Below are 19,250 nucleotides of genomic sequence, written 5' to 3' on the forward strand. Positions count from 1 at the left end.
AGACGTTAGCGCACATTGCTCACTCAACTGATTTCTGACTATAGCAAAGCGCAACTGTTGCATACGACTGACCTTCCAAAAGGCATATCTAAACTTATATAAAAGAATAGAAAAGCTAACGCTCTCCAATCTAAACGCAATATTTGCGCAAAATTATATTTCATATTCTTGTATTTAAAAAAAGTAAGAAAATATTAAACGTGCCCTAACAATGTGTATAAAAAATCGCTACTTTTATACCAATAATTTTGGGAGTTGCTTTGTTTGCTAGCTTCTGATTTTCCTTCGGAAAATCCTCGCACTCAAACTACGCAACTTTCCATACACCAACCGTTATATGCAAGCATTAAAAGCTGTATGAATAGAATACAAAATATAGAAAACGAGATTTCCGAGTTAAGAAATCAATTGCAAAATCATAAACTTTATGAAAACCTAAAGAATGTAGATGACATTAAAGTTTTTATGGAGAATCACGTATTTGCTGTTTGGGACTTTATGTCACTTTTGAAATCTCTTCAAATAAAACTCACAAATGTTCAAACACCTTGGATACCATCTAAAAACGCAACACTTTCGAGATTCATAAATGAAATAGTTCACGGGGAAGAAAGTGATATTAATGAATTAGGAGAACCTAAAAGTCATTTTGAAATGTATTTAGATGCAATGAGACAAGCAAAAGCAAATACAACTGAGATTAATAAATTTATTAATCTTCTTGAATCTGACAATACCGTTGAATATTCATTGAACGAAGTTAATATTGACAAAAGAGTTGCTGATTTTGTTACATTTTCATTTTCAATCATTGAGACGAATAAGGCACATCTTGTTGCTTCTGCATTTACATTTGGACGAGAAGATGTAATTCCTGATATGTTTATTGAAATACTCAAAAGTGCTGATTCTGAAAACAAGTCATATAGCAAGTTGACATATTATCTTGAAAGACATATAGAATTAGATGGGGATGAGCACGGTCCGTTATCTCTTAAAATGATTTCTGAGTTATGTGGAAATGATGATCATAAGTGGAGTGAAAGCTTGGCAGTTGCAAAGAAATCTTTAGAGAAAAGAATTTCGCTATGGGATGCAATTAGTGATTTAATACAAAAAGAAAAAACAGCACATAACAATGTGTATAGTGCGTAGCACCCTGCGGGATGCTGCGACACCATATACTGGACGTTCCGTGTGCAATATGATCCAATCACTATAAAAAAAACAAAGAAAATATTTAACTGGATTTTAACAGGTATAGGTTGTTCATATCTTATAATAACATTTTTTCCTGTATTTCTCTTCGCAAATAAATTAGAATACAAGAACTTTTCTGTGTATTATCATTCCAATGATATCAATATAAACGAATTAAAGTTAGTTCTAGACAAATCGGAAAAATTACTAAAAGGTACCGAACTATTTAAAATTGGAATAACCCAAGATATTTTTATTTGTAGTAGTTATAATGAGTTTACTTTTTTTGCACCGATATCAAGAAAAGCATATGGCATAAACAACCCTATCTCTCAAAATATTTTCTTGACAAAGTCATCTATTTCAGGAAACTATATCTTAAGAAATGGAGACGAAAACAACAAGTATTCATTAAGTGGAGTTATTGCGCATGAAACTGTTCATTCTCTTCTAAGGAATGAACTGGGATTATTAAAATATAAATTACTTCCTTTATGGAAAAATGAAGGATATTGCGATTTTATTGCAAATGAAAGTTCTTTTGACGAAAAAAAAGGATTGACAGACATTTGTAATGATGAAGTTAACTCAGAATCTGCCTCTTTTAAATATTTTAAGTTTAGAAAAATAACACAATATTTATTTGAGGATAGGAAAGTCTCGTTAAATAAGTATTTAGATGAAGATTTTGATTTAGAAAATATAAATAATAATTTGAAGGAAAAATACTGTACACAACAAAGTATATAATTTATTGCCAGTTCTAGCCTACTTCCGAAAGCCCTCGCGGATTTTCTATTTGGTTTGTATTTGCTAAATTAGGTGCTTAAAACATGCAACAAACCATATACAAAAACGTTGGCAGTAATTATGAAATTCAATATTTTAATAATATTTTCCTTGATTGTGTTGTCCTCTTGCAACACAGAAACCAAAAAGAAGGATACTAAAACAAAGAAAATCAGCTCTATCCAAGAAAGGAAAGCATCTATTAGTATCTCACGTGATAAGTATAAAGATCAATTATATGGTTTTTGGCTGGGACAATCTATTGCTAATTGGACTGGACTGGTTACAGAGATGGATAAAATCGGCAATATCGGAGAAATTAAAACGGGAGATTTTTATACAAGAGAGGACTGGGGAAAACCTGATCAACCCAGTATATGGGGAGAAGGTATCCCGAGTAACTTATCCTCTACCATAGATTTTGTTTTTAAAGACACAAATGAAATTTGGGGCTCAGATGATGATACGGATATAGAATATATGTACCAGCATCTTCTTTACACAAACGAGACTAGTATTTTATCTCCGCAACAAATACGTAATGGCTGGTTAAATCACATGAAACATGAGGAGGAAAATTTTTTATGGGTCTCCAATCAAAAAGCATTTGATTTAATGAATCAAGGCATGCTTCCTCCTGAAACTGGAAATCCCAATAACAACGAGCATTATGAAATGATCGATGCCCAATTAACTACAGAGATATTTGGATTATTCTCGCCTACCAGACCAGATGTAGCATTAAAGATTGCCCATTTACCCATTCAAACCACTGCTCGAGATGAAGCTGAATATATTTCAAAGTTTTATGTAACAATGCATGCTTTGGCTTCAAAAACAGATGTTAGCAGAAACTTGAGTCAGCAAATATTTTGGATGGCAAATAAGGCAAGTAACATTCTCCCTGATAGTTCATATGCCGCCGATATGTTTAACTACACTCAGAAATTGTATGAATCGGGTATCACTTGGGAGAAAACGAGAGATTCTATTTACTATAAATATCAAGTGAAGCAGGAAGCAGGATATGATATCACCTCAAAAAAATTATACTGCAATGGCTGCTTTGCAGCAGGAATAAACTTTGCATCAAGTTTGATAAGCTTATTCTATGGAGAAGGAAATTTAAAGGAAACTATAAAAATTGGATCACTTGCAGGATGGGATTCGGATAACCCAACTGCAACTTGGGGAGGATTGATTGGTTTTATGATTGGAAAAAATGGTGTAGAAGAAATTTTCGGTAGAAAATTCTCCAATCAATTTAATATACACAGAACTAGACAAAATTTCCCCAATGATGGCATAGATTCATTTGAAAATATGGCTAAAAAAGGATTGATTATAATAGATAGATTAGTTAAAGAAGAGTTAGGCGGAACAATTGATATAGAAAAAAACATTTGGAATATCCCTCAGAGTGACAAGAAATGAATAAAACGAATGTATAAAGGTGCTTTACAAGTAATTTAATAAAATGAAATATTTTAAACTCATATTAGTCTTTATAAGCTTATTTTTAGGTTTCTCGAGCAGCTTTTCTCAAACTAAAATTATGTCGTACAATATCAGGTATGACACTCCAAATGATGGTGATAATTGGTGGGAACTAAGAAAGGATGAAGTCGTGGAATTACTAAAATACTACAGTCCAGATTTTATAGGGATACAAGAAGCTATGCCCAATCAGTTAAAATTCGTTGCTAATAATCTAGACAAATACAATTATATTGGATACGGCAGAGATGGTTTGGGTACTAATAGTGAAGGTGTTCCTCTTTTCTACAACAGTGATAAGTATCAACTATTAGGACAAGAGGTATTTTGGCTGTCTGAGACTCCTCAAAAAATCTCTAAAGGTTGGGATGCTGATTTTAAAAGAATTGTTGTGTATGGAAAATTCAAAACCAAAAAATCAAATCAAATTGTTCATATTTTTAACACCCACTTTGATCATAAGGGTGAAAATGCACGTTTGAAGTCAGCAGAATTAATAGTAGATTATATAAATAAGAATCAGTTGGCAGATAAGAAAATTGTATTAATGGGTGATCTCAATTGTCTCCCTTCGGAATCACCTATTAAGTTGCTCGAGCAGGAGTTTAATAATAGTTACAAAATAAAAAGTGCTTCTGTATATGGTCCCATTGGTACGTTCAATAGGTTCAACACAATGAAAGCTGCTACAAAAAAAATAGATTACATATTTACAAAGAATATAGATGTAAAAAGTTATCGATGCATTGATGACAGAAGAAAGAACAATCTAAACCTGTCTGACCATTTTCCAATAATAATAGAGATCTGAAATACTATTGCCAACAATATATAAATTGCATTAAAACGCATTTTATACTGACCGTTAGCGGTAATTACAACAACGATTCAAATCTGATAAATGTATAATACTTGAACTTTTAAGAAATGAAATATCCAAATCTCTATAAAGCATTTAATAGACATATAGACTTACCTATTGATGTATATCTAGATTTAGAAGGCCGGCTAATCCACAAAAAATTAGGCAAAAAAGAGTTTTTATTTAGAGAAGGCGAAGTGGTTAAATACTTACCATTTATTAACGATGGACTAATGATAAATTACATAGTCGAAGAGGATGGAGAAGAACATGTAATCCAAATTCGGGGGACTGGTTTATGGCTTGGTGATTTATACAGTTTTTTTTCAGATGTAAGAACAAGATTCAATATTCAAACTTGCCAACCTACTGAATTGCTGATGATAAATCATGAAACATTTGATTAAATAACCAAAAATCATCCTGTTTATGAAAAGTTCTTTCGCTTGAACATTCAGGAAGCATATGTCCAAACTCTAAATAGAATTTATAATCTACATAGTGCAACTGCAGAAGAAAGGTATCTTGAATTAATCAAAAACATACCTGATTTATTAGATAAAATTCCTCATTACCTTATTGCTTCTTACCTAAATATCAAGCCCCAATCTTTAAGTCGAATTCGAAAAAATCTTAAATAAATCATTCCTATTAACATAGGTGAATGAAATACAGTTTTTAGGTAATTAACTTCGAACGCATATTATTTAAGCCTAATTATTACTTTAAAGGTAAGTGCCATGAATAGATATATATGCATACTTGTAATACTTCTTACCATCTTCGGTTCTTGTTCAAAAGATGAATCAGTTGAAATTGAGCTACCTAAAAATACTGTTGACCACAGTTGGGCACCTTTGACCCGAACAACAAGTAACATTACTTTAGCTGAAGAGGACAATCTAAGTTTCCAATCAAATTCTGTGGAGTTAGATTTTTATCGAAACACTGCTTATACCTGTGGTTTTTCAGGTAACTATACCTTCCTCGTAGTTGAACCTGTCAATAACCCTGGAGCCGAAGCTCCGCTATGGGTATATCTTCATGGGGGTGGTGCTGGTTATTTTAATGAAAATGAACAGTATATCATTGGAGTAAGTCCAGTTAATGGTTCACCTCACAATCCGAACAATCACAATACAGAAAAGACAATAGAAGACCTAAGAGACGGTCAACTCATTCACAATACTCATACTAACAGTGGACAAATTGAAAGTAGTACGCTCACAAGAAGAATTGAGGAAGGTTATCGCGTATTAATTGTTTCTATGAGTGATCATGACCTTCATTCAGGTATGGGAACCCCTTACCCAAACAATCCGAATGGAGGGGAAGTAAATGGTTTGCAGGCCAATATGGCTGCTATTGATTATACTGTTTCAAATTATCCTACAACTCACGTATTTGCTCATGGCACCAGTGCTGGATCTATTGGTGCTTTTATTTTGGCTTATGCATACAATTTAGAAGGGATTAAACTTAATGGTATTATTATGGATTCTCATTTGGCTTCAACTAGAACTGATATTTTAAATCCGTTGTTAGCCGGTGTTAGTGGATTCCCATTTGGAGCAGATTTTATCGCTGAAGAATTTTCTAAAAAAGTTGGATGGGCAGCTGACCCTGATAGATTCCCAGGAATTGAGTATGTAATAGATAACGGATATGATATACCCTCGTTAGATATTTATGGCAATTTAGATCCAGGATGTGGAGGTGGACTAGCTCGAATTGATGAAGCCCATTCGGTTGGCTTAGATAACTGTGATTGGGTACATGATGGTTTTAGACAAGCAGTTGCGACGCAACCAAACAGTGTGCACAAAGTTCGCGTAACCACAGGTTTTGGTCATGTTCCAACTAATTACGATAGCCCCGCCAATGATTTTGTTGATGAATTCATAAGTGAAATTTTAGCTACCAACCCGCCCAATCCTTTTAATTAAAATCTTAGTCAAGAAACAAATCTAGAATGAAAAATCTAATTTATTACACAATGGTGGGGCTATTCCTTTTTACATCATGCAAAAAGGATGACATTCAACCAACCGACCCTAATTTATTTGTTCCACCAACGGTAAGTAGAACGATAACACAAATTGCACTAGTCGATGAGATGACTGTCGAGGATGAAAACTTTAATATAAACTTAGAATTTTATAGAAATGAAGCCTATGAAGCAGGATTGTCCACTGAAGCCAACCCTGAGCACTACACTTTTATGGTCATAAACCCCAATAACGACCCTAACGTTTCTGCACCACTTTGGGTTTGGCTGCATGGTGGGGCACAAGGTTATTTCGATGAACTAGGAGCATATCAATCGTATAAAACTCAAGATGAGAATAGCTGGAATCATGAAGAATCATTTGATGACCTCTGGCAGAATATCACTGTTCGAACCATTCAAAATGGCCAATTAATAGATAACACATTAAAAAGACGAATACAGGAAGGTTATCGAATACTCGTAGTATCTTATAGCGATCATGATTGGTATTCTGGATTAGGAACAATTTATCCCAATAATCCAGCTAATCCCAATGCGCAAGTAAACGGATTACAAGCAACAATGGCTGCAATTGATTATACAGCTGCCAACTATCCAACTACACATGCTTGGCTTCATGGCACCAGTGCTGGTTCAATAGGTGCTTGGTCCGCAACATTAAGCTACCAACAAGAAGGACGACCAGTAACTGGACTAATTGGTGATTCTGGAGCTTTAGTTGAAACATCTGATGCAATATTTGATGCCTATTTGGAAACAGGCCAACTTAATTATGATGCGTCATGGAGACCAGAAGGAATTCAAGAAAAAGTTGGTTACTTTGCCAATCTCGAAAATCAAGTTCACCCTAAAGCTCAAATCAACACTAATGATTTTAGAGCATCACCCGGATTATGGATAGCTGGGCTTTCAGACCCTGCTTTGGCTGCAAACCTAAATCCAGTACAAGAATCCATTGATGAAGGGTTTGACAACAACGCTGAATATTTGATGAGTGGATTAAACCAAGCCATTAAAGAACAACCTAGTTCACCTCATGAATTGCATTTCTTACCAAATACAGGTCATGTTCCGACTAATAAAGAAGGTCCTGCTAATGATTTGGTCGATAATTTCATTGATAGAGTACTGGCTTCAAATACGGCACCTTTTTGATATGTGACACAAGAAAATAATAAGAACAAAACTGCCGCAAACACCGTATAAATTTAATTGCTAGTGCAAGCCTACCTTCGAAAATCCTTTCGAATTTTCTATTCCGTTTGTATTTGCTAATTTAGGTGCTTAAACACGCAACGAAATCGCCCACAAACACGTTGTACGCAATTTGAGAAAACTAAAATGGAAGGAATAGGAAATACACCACTTGTAAAACTAAGACACCTTACTGATTTTAATTCTGCAGATATTTATGTAAAAATTGAGGGAGCAAATCCTACCGGAAGTATGAAAGATAGAATGGCACTTGCTATGATTGAAGGTGCTGAAAAAAGGGGCGAATTAAAACCCGGCGGAACTGTAGTTGACTATACAGGTGGAAGTACTGGAAGTTCTTTGGCAATGATATGTTCTGCAAAAGGTTATAAAGCACATTTTGTTTCTTCAGATGCTTTTGCTGAGGAAAAATTGCAAACTATGAGAGCATTTGGAGCAGAACTTGAACTGATTCCAAGCGAAAATGGAAAAATAACAGCTAGGATTATTGATAAAGCACTGGAAAGAGTTCGAGAAATTGCAAAACAACCAAATACGTTTTATACTGACCAATTTAAAAACATAGACAATCGTAATGCTTACCATAAAATGGCTTACGAAATAATGGATGTTTTGGGAAATGATATTGATGAATTTATAGCTGGTGTAGGTACTGGAGGATGTTTTTCCGGAAACGCTGAAATATTCAAAAAAGAAATCTCTGGAATTAGATGTATTCCTATCGAACCTTTTAATGTAAGAACATTATCTGGTGGAGATACGTCAGGAACACATAGACTTGATGGAATGGGAGCTGGATTTATTCCAGAAATTTGTCGCTTGGATTTAGCAGATGAAATAATTTCTGTAAAAGATGAAGATGCATATGAAACAGCTAGGAAATTAGCAAGAATTGAAGGCGTTTTTGGCGGAACTACATCTGGCTCCAACGTTTGGGCTGCTTTACAAAGAGCGAAAATAATTGGGAAAGGAAAAACAATTGTAACTGTTATTTGTGATTCAGGATTGAAATACTTAAGCGGAGATTTGTATAAATAAAAACTACGTACAACAACGTGTATAAAACATAGCTAATAAGGGCTTTCCGAGAGGATTTTGCTTATTTGAAAAGACTGCCAAATTTTTAAATTTGGCTTTTAAAATTGATAAGTTAAAAACAAAATATAAAAATTCGACTCTGTGTTTATCCGAAAAGTTAGCGTCTTTTTACATGCTACGTTTCATACACAAATCGTTGTGCTTCATTATCATAAACCGCTAACCAATGATAAAATTCTTTAGAAAAATTAGACAAAAACTACTGACTGAAAATAAATTTAGTAAATATTTGATTTATGCTATTGGTGAGATTCTATTGGCGGTAATTGGAATATTGATAGCGTTGCGTATTAATAACTGGAATAAGGAGCTAAAATTAGTGCAGCAGCAATTCAGATTTTAAAGATTTTAAAGATTAAAACGTTACTATTTACTGAAACTAAAAAAAACAAAAACAACCCAAGACATCTTGTTGGCTTTACAAGAATCAAAAATTATCTTTACGGGATAACAGTACCAAAACACTATTAGATATTGACAAACTATATATATTTGAGGACATACAGATCGAAAATATTATAGATGATTATTTATCTGTGGTAAAGTCTGCTGGTAATAATCGTAAAGAATTACAAATAATTATTGAAGAAATCATTAAATAAACAACAGCTTCAAAATTAGGCAAAAAAGCTTAAATAAAATATCCGAAATTATCAATAATCCTTTTAAATAAATCCTTAAAATATATTTTCATAACTTTAAAGATAAATAGTGTTATAACAAATTAATAATATCAAATGAGGGGGAAATCACGAAATGAGAGAACGGCGCACTATTTGGAAACAATCAATTCGTTAGGTTCTCTACTAATGCGGACTGATTCGGCGCATGAGGCTGCTTGGATTGTTGCGAAGCACGCCGTTGGGGAGTTGGGATACATTGATTGTATTATTTACTTGATCAATGATGATAAAGAACTTGTTCAAATTGCAGCTCACGGAAATAAAAACCCCAGTTCACGTCATATTGTGAATCCTATTAAACTGAAAATAGGTGAAGGTATTTGTGGTCACGTTGCCCTAACAGGCGTAAGCGAGATTGTTAGAGACACTTCAAAAGATCCAAGATATTTAGTTGATGACGAATTACGTCATTCGGAGATGACCGTACCTATTTTTTCAGATGACCATGTGATTGGAATTATCGATTCTGAGCATCCAAATAAAGATTACTTTTCAGATCATGATTTGAAAATATTTAAATCGATAGCATCTATACTATCTTTCAAAATTTCTCAAGTAAAAGCAATTGAAGATCTAGCCACTATAAACAAAGAACTTGAAGTTCAGAACCTAGAAAAACAAAAACAAGCAAATGAATTAGTCATTGCTAAAAAAGAATATGACTCTCAGAATCAACAGCAGAAAAAAATTGTAGACAAATTATCTGCCGAAATCGTAAAACTTGAATTTGAAAACCATCAGAATAAAACAAAAGCAATCAAATTAGATATTGCTATCAACAAAAGCCAAAAAGAAGCAGAAGCCATTGCTATCAAAGAAATTGCCTTTAAAAAAGAGCTAAAAAAAACCCGTATCGAAACAGAATCTATTGCTAATGAATTGCGCCAGTTTATTGAAACTGCGAATGCTCCTATTTTCGGCATCGATAGTGAAGGGATGGTCAACGAATGGAATCAGACATCAGAAAAGATTACCGGCTTTACAAAAAAGGAAGTACTAGGTCAGGATTTGGTAAAGAGGTACATCACTTCAGCGTATCAAACCAAAGTAAAAAAAGTACTAGATAACGCCCTAAAGGGAGAAGAAACTGCAAACTTTGAGTTTCCAATTTTTTCCAAAGATGGTAATCGTGTAATGATTTTACTCAACTCATCTACACGTAGAAATGTAAATGGTGAAATTGTTGGTATGCTTGGTGTAGGACAGGACATTTCGAAAATGGACGAATTGCGAACTGTATCAGATGCTATTGCAAAAGAATTGCGCCAGTTTATTGAAACCGCCAATGCTCCTATTTTTGGTATTGATAGTAATGGGATGGTCAACGAATGGAATCAGTCATCAGAAAAGATTACCGGCTTCACAAAAGAGGAAGTACTGGGTGAAGATTTAGTAGCAACGTATATCAATTCAAACTATCAAAAAAGTGTAAAAAAAGTACTAGATAACGCTCAACGTGGAGTAGAAACTGCAAACTTTGAGTTTCCGCTATATGCCAAAGATGGAAAGCGTATAATGATATTATTAAACTCATCTACGCGTCGTAATTCAGATGGTAAAATTATTGGTATGCTGGGTGTAGGACAAGATATTACCATTCTTAACGAATACAAAAAAAACTTAGAATCGAAAGTAGAATACCGTACGCAAGAACTTCAAGAATCCTTGGAACGTGAAAAGGAATTGGGCCAGCTTAAAACCAGTTTTGTTTCGATGGCATCGCATGAATTTAGAACGCCACTTACGTCTATTAAAGCAATCTCAGATATTATTTTAAGGTATTCTAATAAATTGTCTCAGGAAAGTATAAACGCGCGTCTGGAGAAAATTAAAAAAGAAGTAGATGACATGACCATCATGCTCGACGATATCTTAATTATAGGGAAATCTGAGGCTCAAAAATTAGCCTTTAATCCTGATATTGAAGATATTGTTTTTTTAATACGACAGATTATAACTGAATACCAGTTCAGTGACACCACAAACAGACAACTAATTTATGATATCCCAAACTCTATTATCATGATAAATGTTGATAAAAAATGGATTAAACACATAATTATTAATCTTATTAGTAATGCGGAAAAGTATTCAAATAAAAATACGCCAATTAAAATAAGCATACATCAAAATCAAAGCAACATTTCTTTTAGTTTTCAAGATTATGGTATTGGAATTTCAAAACAAGACATTAAAAAGCTGTTTGAACCTTTTCACCGCGGGTCGAATGCACAAAATATTCCGGGTACAGGATTGGGGTTATCTGTTTTACAACAAGCCGTTGACTTGCACAATGGAAAAATAGAAGTTGAAAGTAACCTTGGTAAAGGATCAAAATTCAAGATAATTTTACCTTATAATATAGATTAAAATGAAAAAATGTAAAATATTAGTTATTGAAGATACTGAAAGTATTCGTGAAGAACTCAAGGAGATTTTAACTTTTGAGGGCATGCATCCAATTACTGCAAAAAATGGGCAAGAAGGGATCGATTTAGCCAAAGCAAATATTCCTGATCTTATATTATGTGACATTATGATGCCCGAAAAAGATGGTTATCAGGTGCTAGATGCAATCAAAAATATCAAACAACTAAGCACCACACCTTTTATTTTCTTAACAGCAAAATCTACAACTGAAAATAGACGAGAAGGAATGATATCGGGAGTAGACGATTATATTACCAAACCCTTTGATATTGATTTGTTAATCAAATCAATAAAGAGTCGTTTGTACAGTCATAAAAAAAGAAAAGAATCCGAAAGTATTAAATTTAGAGCCTTACAGCACAATATTAGCTTTGCTATCCCTCACGAATTACTTACTCCTCTTAACGGTATTATAGGACTCTCTAGCTTAATGAAAGACCCAGAAATGGAGATAAGTCAAAAAGAAGTTATAGATTTTTCAAAAGGAATTTTTGAATCTGGTCACCGACTATTAAGCACTGTTCAAAAGTTTATTTATTATACCGAAATTGAACTACTACTCAATAATGATGTGAAAAAAGCTTTATTACGAAAAGAAATTACGAAAAAAGGTGAATGTGAGTTAAACGAACAATGTGTTAATATATCCCAAAAATTTAATCGGGAGTCTGACCTTGAGTTACATATTGATCATTTTGACATCAAAATAAGTTCCTTTCATTTTGAGGTCATTATTGCTAATATTCTAGACAATGCTTTCAAGTTTTCTGATAAGGGCGACAAGGTTATAGTAGAGGTAGAATTAGACGATTCTCATTTACATATTGCAGTTATTGATGAAGGTTTAGGATTTGGTGAATTCAAACTAAACGAAATTGATGCCTTCACTCAATTTAACCGAGAAAAGATGGAGCAACAAGGTTTAGGACTTGGATTAATCATCAGTAAAAAACTAATAAACTTCTATGAAGGAGAGTTGAATATAACCAATAACAAATCCAAAGGAAGCCATGTTAAATTATCCTTTTTGCTAGCTGAATAAAAACCGTGGGGTAACAATAGACATTGTGTATTCTAAAATTAATACCAGAACCAAATATTGCGGCAGCAAATACCATTTTAAGTGAGTTGAATTTGACGTGTTTTAAAATACCATATTTACTTTTTGTAGCACATTAGAATTAAAAAACATACATTATATTTATAAAATTGTAGAATTTACTTCTATTCAGAATTTGGACATGAGATTGTTTTTCCTCAAGAATTAGATACCTATATAAAATCTATTGGTTTTAGTATTACAAACAAGTTTTGGGAGTTTTGAAAAAACCACATTTAATGATAATTCTGTCAAACAAATATTTGTTAATAAGCAAACTATCTTCGAATTCTAAATAATTTATTACGATTAACAGTTTCTAGATAATAAACGTTTATCAAATACTCGTAAATAAAAAATGTCTGTTTTAACCTTAAGAGAATTTATTAATTCTTCGCAATTTAGGAATAGTATCTGGTCTAATCATAATAGAAAAGAAGCTCTCCTAGACAGACTATTGGTTCAAAACGAGCTTACAACTAAAGTAATTGAAAAGATAGATACAGAATTATAAAATAAATAACGAAAGCACAAGACCGTGTATAATTCATTGCTTTGGTAGTTGCCTATTTGAAAAATTCCTTCGGAATCTTCTCTGGTTCGTTTTTGTTTACTAAATTAGATGCTAAACTACGCAACTAACCATATACAAATACGTTAGGCGAAATATATCAGACTTAATAGAATATGAATTTATTAAATAAACTTTACCGAATTTTTCTATCTGAATACGCCAAACAGCGGATTGAAAAAACAATACTATATGTTGCGTTATTTGGCTTTTTTATTCACTTAATTTTAATTTACTTATCAAAATTTGGTATAGTAAATTTGTCTTTAGAATCGGAATTATTTAAAAATCCGATATCGGCAATTTACACCCCATTCTCATTTATACTTGTTTATGAAGTTTACTTATTAATCTATTACTTACCAAAATCATTTACCACCTACATAACTAAACAGTATGAAATTATAACACTTATAATTATCCGAAAATTATTTAAAGATTTATCTGCTCTTGAACTGTCATCAGATTGGTTTGAAATAAAAGGAGATTTGCAATTTACCTACGATATCTTGGCTTCAGTTATTCTTTTCTATCTGATTTTTCAGTTTCAAAAACAAGGAATGCAAAAATCAACGCAACAAAAGGACAATAAATTAAAAATTGAAAGATTCATTAATAGAAAGAAAATAATTGCCGTTGTTTTAGTTCCAATATTTTTTACGATGGCTTTGGTTACACTTTTTAATTGGACATCAGATATTTCCTTTACTTCAAACGAGTTGCCGAGTTTTGAAACGGTTAATAATTTATTCTTTGACGAATTTTTCACCGTTCTGATATTAGTGGACGTCGTTCTTCTGTTAATTTCCTTTTTTTACACAGATAAATTTCACAAAATAATAAGAAATTCTGGTTTTATAGTTTCAACAATTTTAATCCGTATGTCATTCGGAGTAAGCGGGTTAATAAGTACAATTTTAATTGTAGCAGCTATCCTGTTTGGATTAGCAATAATAATAATCCATAATAAATATGAAAAAAATACTTTGCCTAACAACGTAAAAAATTAATTGCTGGTTTTAGCCTATTTACGAAAGTCCTAGCGGACTTTCTATCTGTAATTTATTTGCTGAATTTAGTGATTAAAACACGCAACTAATATTATACAAGACCGTTAAACAAATAAAAATAAAATTCAATTCACATTATAACTAAGCGTTAAATAAAAACTAAAACCAGCGTAATCGCTGGTTTGTTTTTTATATTTGATTTTAGCTAAATAAAAAACATGCAGAAACATTTATTTTACTTATTTATAGGGCTTTTAACAGTATCTATTTCACAAGCCCAAAAACCAAAAACACCTTCATCATCAGAGATTTACCAATCTATTCAAAAACTTAATTTCCTAGGCTCTGTACTGTATGTTGCAGCACATCCAGATGATGAAAATACACGTTTAATATCATACATGTCTAATCACCTTAAAGCAAGAACTGCATATTTGTCTTTAACAAGAGGTGATGGTGGGCAAAATCTAATCGGACCAGAAATCAGAGAACTTTTAGGAGTGATTAGAACACAAGAATTATTAGCCGCAAGACGTGTGGATGGTGGTGAACAATTATTCACTAGAGCAAACGATTTTGGCTATTCTAAACACCCAGACGAAACTTTAGAGATTTGGGACAAAGACCAAGTGCTAAGTGACGTGGTTTTAGCTATTAGAACATTTAAACCAGACGTTATAATTAACAGGTTTGACCACAGAACACCAGGAAGAACGCACGGCCACCATACAAGTTCTGCTATGTTGAGTATGGAAGCTTTTGAACTTGCTAACAATAAATTAGCGTATCCTGGGCAACTAAAACAGACTGCTTTGTGGCAACCCCATCGTTTGTTTTATAACACAAGTTGGTGGCGATATGGTAGTCGAGAAAAATTTGATAAAGTTGACAAAAGCAATATGCTTAGTTTTGATATTGGCACGTATTATCAGCAAAAAGGTATCAGCAATAACGAATTAGCGTCTTTAGCCAGTAGCCAACATTTAAGTCAAGGTTTTGGACGCCTTTCCCAAAGAGGAACACAACAAGAATATATTGAGTTTTTAAAAGGCGAACCACTTTCTGAAAACGCAACTATTTTTGCGGGTATAGATACATCTTGGAACCGAGTAAAAGGAGGAAAAACTATCGGAGTCCTATTAAAAGCCGTTGAAGAGAACTTCAATTTTAGTAATCCTTCTTCTCATGTCACTCAATTAATTAAAGCCTATCAATTACTTCAAAATATTGAAGATAAACACTGGAAAAATCAAAAATCAAAAGAACTAAAAAGCATCATCCAAATGTGTGCTGGTTTATATTTAGAGGCTTCTGCTGAATCTAATTGGGGAACTCAAGGGGAACCTATAAATTTGGATATTGAGGTGTTAAATAGAAGCTCGCTTCCAATGACGCTGTTAAGCATAAAGAATGCTGGTGCTTTGGGGGTTTCAAAAAATATTGATTTAGAAAACAATACAAGATTCATATTCAAAGAGGTATTAAAAATTAGCGCTAATGAGCCACCAACGACGCCTTATTGGTTGAATGAAAAAGGGACATTAGGCATGTATAAGGTAAACGATTCAAACCTTATTGGATTACCTGAGACACCAAGAACACAAAATGTTGATTTCAATGTTTTAATTAATAATGTGCCATTTACTTTTACCAAGTCTGTTGTTCAAAGGTTTTCAAAACCAGACAAAGGCGAATTATACCGTCCGTTTGAAATCATACCTGAAGCTTCAGCAAAAATCACAGAAAATGTTATCATTTTAGATAGCGATCAACAACGAGATATCACTGTGGTAGTAAAAGCAGGTAGAGATAATTTGGAAGGCGATGTAGAATTTCGCCATCCTAAGGATTGGAGTGTTTTTCCTAAAAGTCAGAAAGTATCTATTACCCATAAAGGTGAAGAACAAATACTTATTTACACAGTTATTCCTCCGAAGAATCAAAGTGAAGGTTATATAAGTCCAATTATTCACATCGGTGATAAAGACTATACTAAGGAATTAATTGAAATAGACTATGAGCATATTCCTTTTCAAACAGTATCGCTGCCAAGTGAGAGTAAAATTGTTCGTTTAGATATTAAAAAACGAGGTGAAAATATTGCCTATATTCAAGGTGCTGGTGATGTTGTTCCAGAAAGTTTAGAACAGATTGGTTATAATGTTCGTGTATTGAAACCAGCTGATATTAATCCTGAAACCCTTAGCAGATTTGATGCGGTAGTTTTAGGCGTTAGAGCTTACAACATTATTGAAGATCTAAATTTCAAACAACAGCAATTGTTTGATTTTGTTGCAGAAGGGGGCAATATGATAGTGCAATACAACACAAGCAGAAGATTAAAAGTAGACACTCTAGCTCCTTATGAGCTAAAACTTTCTCGTGATAGAGTCACTGATGAAAATGCCGAAGTTCGTTTCTTAAATCCGAATCATGAAGTTTTAAATTTCCCCAATAAAATCACTCAAAAAGATTTTGAAGGTTGGACTCAAGAACGAGGATTATACTTCCCAAATAGTTGGGGACCAGAGTTTACGCCTATTCTTTCTATGAATGATAAGGGTGAATCAGCGAAAGACGGAAGTTTACTAGTTGCAAAGCATGGCAAAGGGTATTACACATATACAGGTTTAAGCTTTTTTAGAGAATTTCCAGCTGGTGTTTCTGGTGCTTATCGCCTATTCGCGAACATACTATCTTTAGGCAAAGACGACCTAAATCAAAATTCAAAACTAACCGATTAGTTATGACAGAAGACAAACCACCAAAACAACCTTGGCTTAAGCTATACTCTATTGTTTTAATAGCTAACGCCCTTTACATTATCGCGTTTTACTTGATCACAAAATCCTTTTAAATTATGCAAACATTAAGTTGGATTGACTGGTCTGTTCTTGGCGCAACTCTTATAGCTATAGTAGCTTATGGCACTTGGCAAACACGAGGTAGTAAAAATGTAAAAGATTATTTAAGAGGAGGTAACACCTCAAAATGGTGGACCATTGGTTTGTCCGTAATGGCTACTCAAGCTAGTGCCATAACGTTTTTATCTACGCCTGGACAAGCGTATAATGACGGTATGGGATTTGTGCAATTTTACTTTGGCCTTCCAATTGCTATGATCGTGATATGTATGGTTTTTATTCCATTATACCATCGTCTTAAAGTATATACCGCCTACGAATTTTTAGAAAACAGATTCGATTTAAAAACAAGAACACTTGCTGCTATTCTATTTTTAATTCAGCGTGGTTTGGCTGCTGGTATCACCATTTTTGCACCTGCCATTATTTTATCGGTAGTTTTAGGTTGGGATTTATTAACCCTTAATATTATTATTGGATTTCTAGTTATTATTTACACCGTTTCAGGTGGTACAAGAGCTGTAAACGTAACTCAAAAACATCAAATGGTGGTGATATTTATTGGTATGTTTATCGCTTTTTTTTTAATTGTAGACAAACTACCTCAAGATATTACGTTTTCTAAAGCTTTAGATATTGCTGGTGCGAGTGGCAAAATGGAAGTCCTCGATTTTTCATTCAATTTAAATAATAGATATACGTTTTGGAGCGGTATTATTGGCGGTACCTTTTTAATGTTGTCTTATTTTGGAACAGACCAAAGTCAAGTGCAACGTTATCTTTCTGGAAAGTCAGTTAAAGAAATGCAGCTTGGTCTAATTTTTAATGGCCTCTTAAAAGTGCCAATGCAATTCTTTATTTTACTTGTAGGTGTTATGGTTTTTGTGTTTTATCAATTCAATGAAGCGCCAGTAAACTTTAATCCAACGGCAACAGAAGTTGTTTTAAATTCTGAATATGCTGATGAATACAAAGCCCTTCAAGAAGAGCAAAAGCAAATTTTTAGAGATAAACAGAATATTATTAATTCGTTTACTAATTCTAATAATCCTGAAGCAACCAAATACATTTCAGCCGCCAATGCTGCCAACGATGAACTTAGGCAAGAAGCCAGGAATTTGATAGATAAAGCTTCCAAAAGTGAAAATATTAAAGTTGAAAGTAACGATAAGGATTATGTGTTTATTCACTTTATTTTGAATAATCTTCCACGTGGATTGATTGGACTACTTTTGGCAGTTATTTTAAGCGCAGCAATGTCTAGTACAGCTAGTGAATTAAACGCTTTGGGATCTACAACAACGATGGATTTATATAAACGAAATACAAGTGAAAAAACAGAAGAACAGATGGTAAAAGCCTCTAGATGGTTCACGTTTTTGTGGGGACTTATAGCTATAGGTGTTGCTTGTGTTGCAAATCTTGCGGAAAATTTAATTCAACTAGTTAATATTATTGGTTCCATATTTTATGGTAATGTTTTAGGAATCTTTCTATTGGCATTCTTCTTTAAGTTTATAAAAGGCAATGCTGTTTTTGTTGCGGCTTTAATAACACAAGTAGCTGTTATAGCACTATATTTATTAGATGAATATGAGTACATCAACCTACCGTTTTTATGGTTGAATTTTGTGGGTTGTGCCATTGTTATTGCAATAGCCTGTTTACTGCAATTTATAACTCCAATTAACAAAACAATACATGCATAAAACCATCAATTGGGGCATTATTGGCTTGGGCAATATCGCACATAAATTTGCAACAGATTTACTCACCATTAAAGATGCAAAGATATATGCCGTTGCTTCACGAAATCAAGAAAAGGCTAATGAATTTGCTTCAAAGTACAACGCTACAAAAGCATATAGTAGTTACGAAGCATTGGCGAAAGACCCACATATTGATGCCGTTTATATTGCTA

At 33.3% G+C, this 19,250-nt stretch carries 14 protein-coding genes; all 14 read left to right on the forward strand.

All coding sequences use genetic code 11. The annotated features are described in order from the left end of the window. Window positions 1-357: 357 nt before the first annotated feature. Window positions 358-1,155: a DUF3050 domain-containing protein gene (locus QZ260_RS11325; RefSeq protein WP_295986285.1), complete on the forward strand. Its 798-nt coding sequence runs from the start codon at window positions 358-360 to the stop codon at window positions 1,153-1,155. A 183-nt stretch (window positions 1,156-1,338) separates the two neighbouring features. Then, window positions 1,339-1,950, forward strand: a complete 612-nt coding sequence (locus QZ260_RS11330) for a hypothetical protein (protein ID WP_295986287.1) — start codon at window positions 1,339-1,341, stop codon at window positions 1,948-1,950. 120 nt (window positions 1,951-2,070) lie between these two features. Then, the gene (locus tag QZ260_RS11335; protein WP_295986289.1) at window positions 2,071-3,423 is read left to right on the forward strand and encodes an ADP-ribosylglycohydrolase family protein; all 1,353 of its coding nucleotides are present in this window, start codon (window positions 2,071-2,073) and stop codon (window positions 3,421-3,423) included. A gap of 121 nt (window positions 3,424-3,544) precedes the next feature. Next, window positions 3,545-4,297 (forward strand): endonuclease/exonuclease/phosphatase family protein, encoded by a 753-nt coding sequence (locus tag QZ260_RS11340; protein WP_295986291.1) that lies wholly within the window; start codon window positions 3,545-3,547, stop codon window positions 4,295-4,297. Between the two features lie 116 nt (window positions 4,298-4,413). Further along, window positions 4,414-4,755, forward strand: a complete 342-nt coding sequence (locus QZ260_RS11345) for a cyclic nucleotide-binding domain-containing protein (RefSeq protein WP_295986293.1) — start codon at window positions 4,414-4,416, stop codon at window positions 4,753-4,755. Between the two features lie 333 nt (window positions 4,756-5,088). Further along, window positions 5,089-6,294, forward strand: a complete 1,206-nt coding sequence (locus tag QZ260_RS11350) for a hypothetical protein (protein ID WP_295986296.1) — start codon at window positions 5,089-5,091, stop codon at window positions 6,292-6,294. A gap of 26 nt (window positions 6,295-6,320) precedes the next feature. Continuing rightward, window positions 6,321-7,514, forward strand: a complete 1,194-nt coding sequence (locus tag QZ260_RS11355) for a hypothetical protein (protein WP_295986298.1) — start codon at window positions 6,321-6,323, stop codon at window positions 7,512-7,514. Window positions 7,515-7,700: 186 nt separating this feature from the next. Beyond that, on the forward strand, window positions 7,701-8,612 hold the full coding sequence (locus tag QZ260_RS11360) for a cysteine synthase family protein (RefSeq protein ID WP_295986300.1): 912 nt from the start codon (window positions 7,701-7,703) through the stop codon (window positions 8,610-8,612). Window positions 8,613-9,409: 797 nt separating this feature from the next. Continuing rightward, window positions 9,410-11,725 (forward strand): PAS domain-containing protein, encoded by a 2,316-nt coding sequence (locus QZ260_RS11365; protein ID WP_295986303.1) that lies wholly within the window; start codon window positions 9,410-9,412, stop codon window positions 11,723-11,725. A 1-nt stretch (window position 11,726) separates the two neighbouring features. Beyond that, window positions 11,727-12,827 carry a response regulator gene (locus QZ260_RS11370; protein WP_295986305.1) on the forward strand — a complete coding sequence of 367 codons (1,101 nt, stop codon included), beginning with the start codon at window positions 11,727-11,729 and terminating at the stop codon, window positions 12,825-12,827. Window positions 12,828-13,571: 744 nt separating this feature from the next. After that, on the forward strand, window positions 13,572-14,465 hold the full coding sequence (locus QZ260_RS11375) for a hypothetical protein (RefSeq protein ID WP_295986307.1): 894 nt from the start codon (window positions 13,572-13,574) through the stop codon (window positions 14,463-14,465). A 218-nt stretch (window positions 14,466-14,683) separates the two neighbouring features. Continuing rightward, window positions 14,684-17,209 (forward strand): PIG-L family deacetylase, encoded by a 2,526-nt coding sequence (locus QZ260_RS11380; RefSeq protein ID WP_295986310.1) that lies wholly within the window; start codon window positions 14,684-14,686, stop codon window positions 17,207-17,209. A 116-nt stretch (window positions 17,210-17,325) separates the two neighbouring features. Then, entirely contained in the window at window positions 17,326-19,038 is a 1,713-nt protein-coding gene (locus QZ260_RS11385; RefSeq protein WP_295986311.1) for a sodium:solute symporter, read from the forward strand. After that, window positions 19,031-19,250, forward strand: a 220-nt coding sequence (locus QZ260_RS11390; RefSeq protein ID WP_295986314.1) for a Gfo/Idh/MocA family oxidoreductase, incomplete at its 3' end; no start/stop codon positions are given. The genes QZ260_RS11385 and QZ260_RS11390, both read left to right, overlap by 8 nt.

It is taken from the genome of uncultured Algibacter sp. (assembly GCF_905480415.1).
Classification (GTDB): Bacteria; Bacteroidota; Bacteroidia; order Flavobacteriales; family Flavobacteriaceae; genus Algibacter_B.

Coding starts and splice junctions, on each gene's coding strand:
- QZ260_RS11380 (WP_295986310.1), top strand. CDS start 14,684: ATGCAGAAACATTTATTTTACTTATTTATAGGGCTTTTAACAGTATCT.
- QZ260_RS11360 (WP_295986300.1), top strand. CDS start 7,701: ATGGAAGGAATAGGAAATACACCACTTGTAAAACTAAGACACCTTACT.
- QZ260_RS11325 (WP_295986285.1), top strand. CDS start 358: ATGAATAGAATACAAAATATAGAAAACGAGATTTCCGAGTTAAGAAAT.
- QZ260_RS11340 (WP_295986291.1), top strand. CDS start 3,545: ATGTCGTACAATATCAGGTATGACACTCCAAATGATGGTGATAATTGG.
- QZ260_RS11375 (WP_295986307.1), top strand. CDS start 13,572: ATGAATTTATTAAATAAACTTTACCGAATTTTTCTATCTGAATACGCC.
- QZ260_RS11355 (WP_295986298.1), top strand. CDS start 6,321: ATGAAAAATCTAATTTATTACACAATGGTGGGGCTATTCCTTTTTACA.
- QZ260_RS11385 (WP_295986311.1), top strand. CDS start 17,326: ATGCAAACATTAAGTTGGATTGACTGGTCTGTTCTTGGCGCAACTCTT.
- QZ260_RS11345 (WP_295986293.1), top strand. CDS start 4,414: ATGAAATATCCAAATCTCTATAAAGCATTTAATAGACATATAGACTTA.
- QZ260_RS11350 (WP_295986296.1), top strand. CDS start 5,089: ATGAATAGATATATATGCATACTTGTAATACTTCTTACCATCTTCGGT.
- QZ260_RS11365 (WP_295986303.1), top strand. CDS start 9,410: ATGAGGGGGAAATCACGAAATGAGAGAACGGCGCACTATTTGGAAACA.
- QZ260_RS11335 (WP_295986289.1), top strand. CDS start 2,071: ATGAAATTCAATATTTTAATAATATTTTCCTTGATTGTGTTGTCCTCT.
- QZ260_RS11370 (WP_295986305.1), top strand. CDS start 11,727: ATGAAAAAATGTAAAATATTAGTTATTGAAGATACTGAAAGTATTCGT.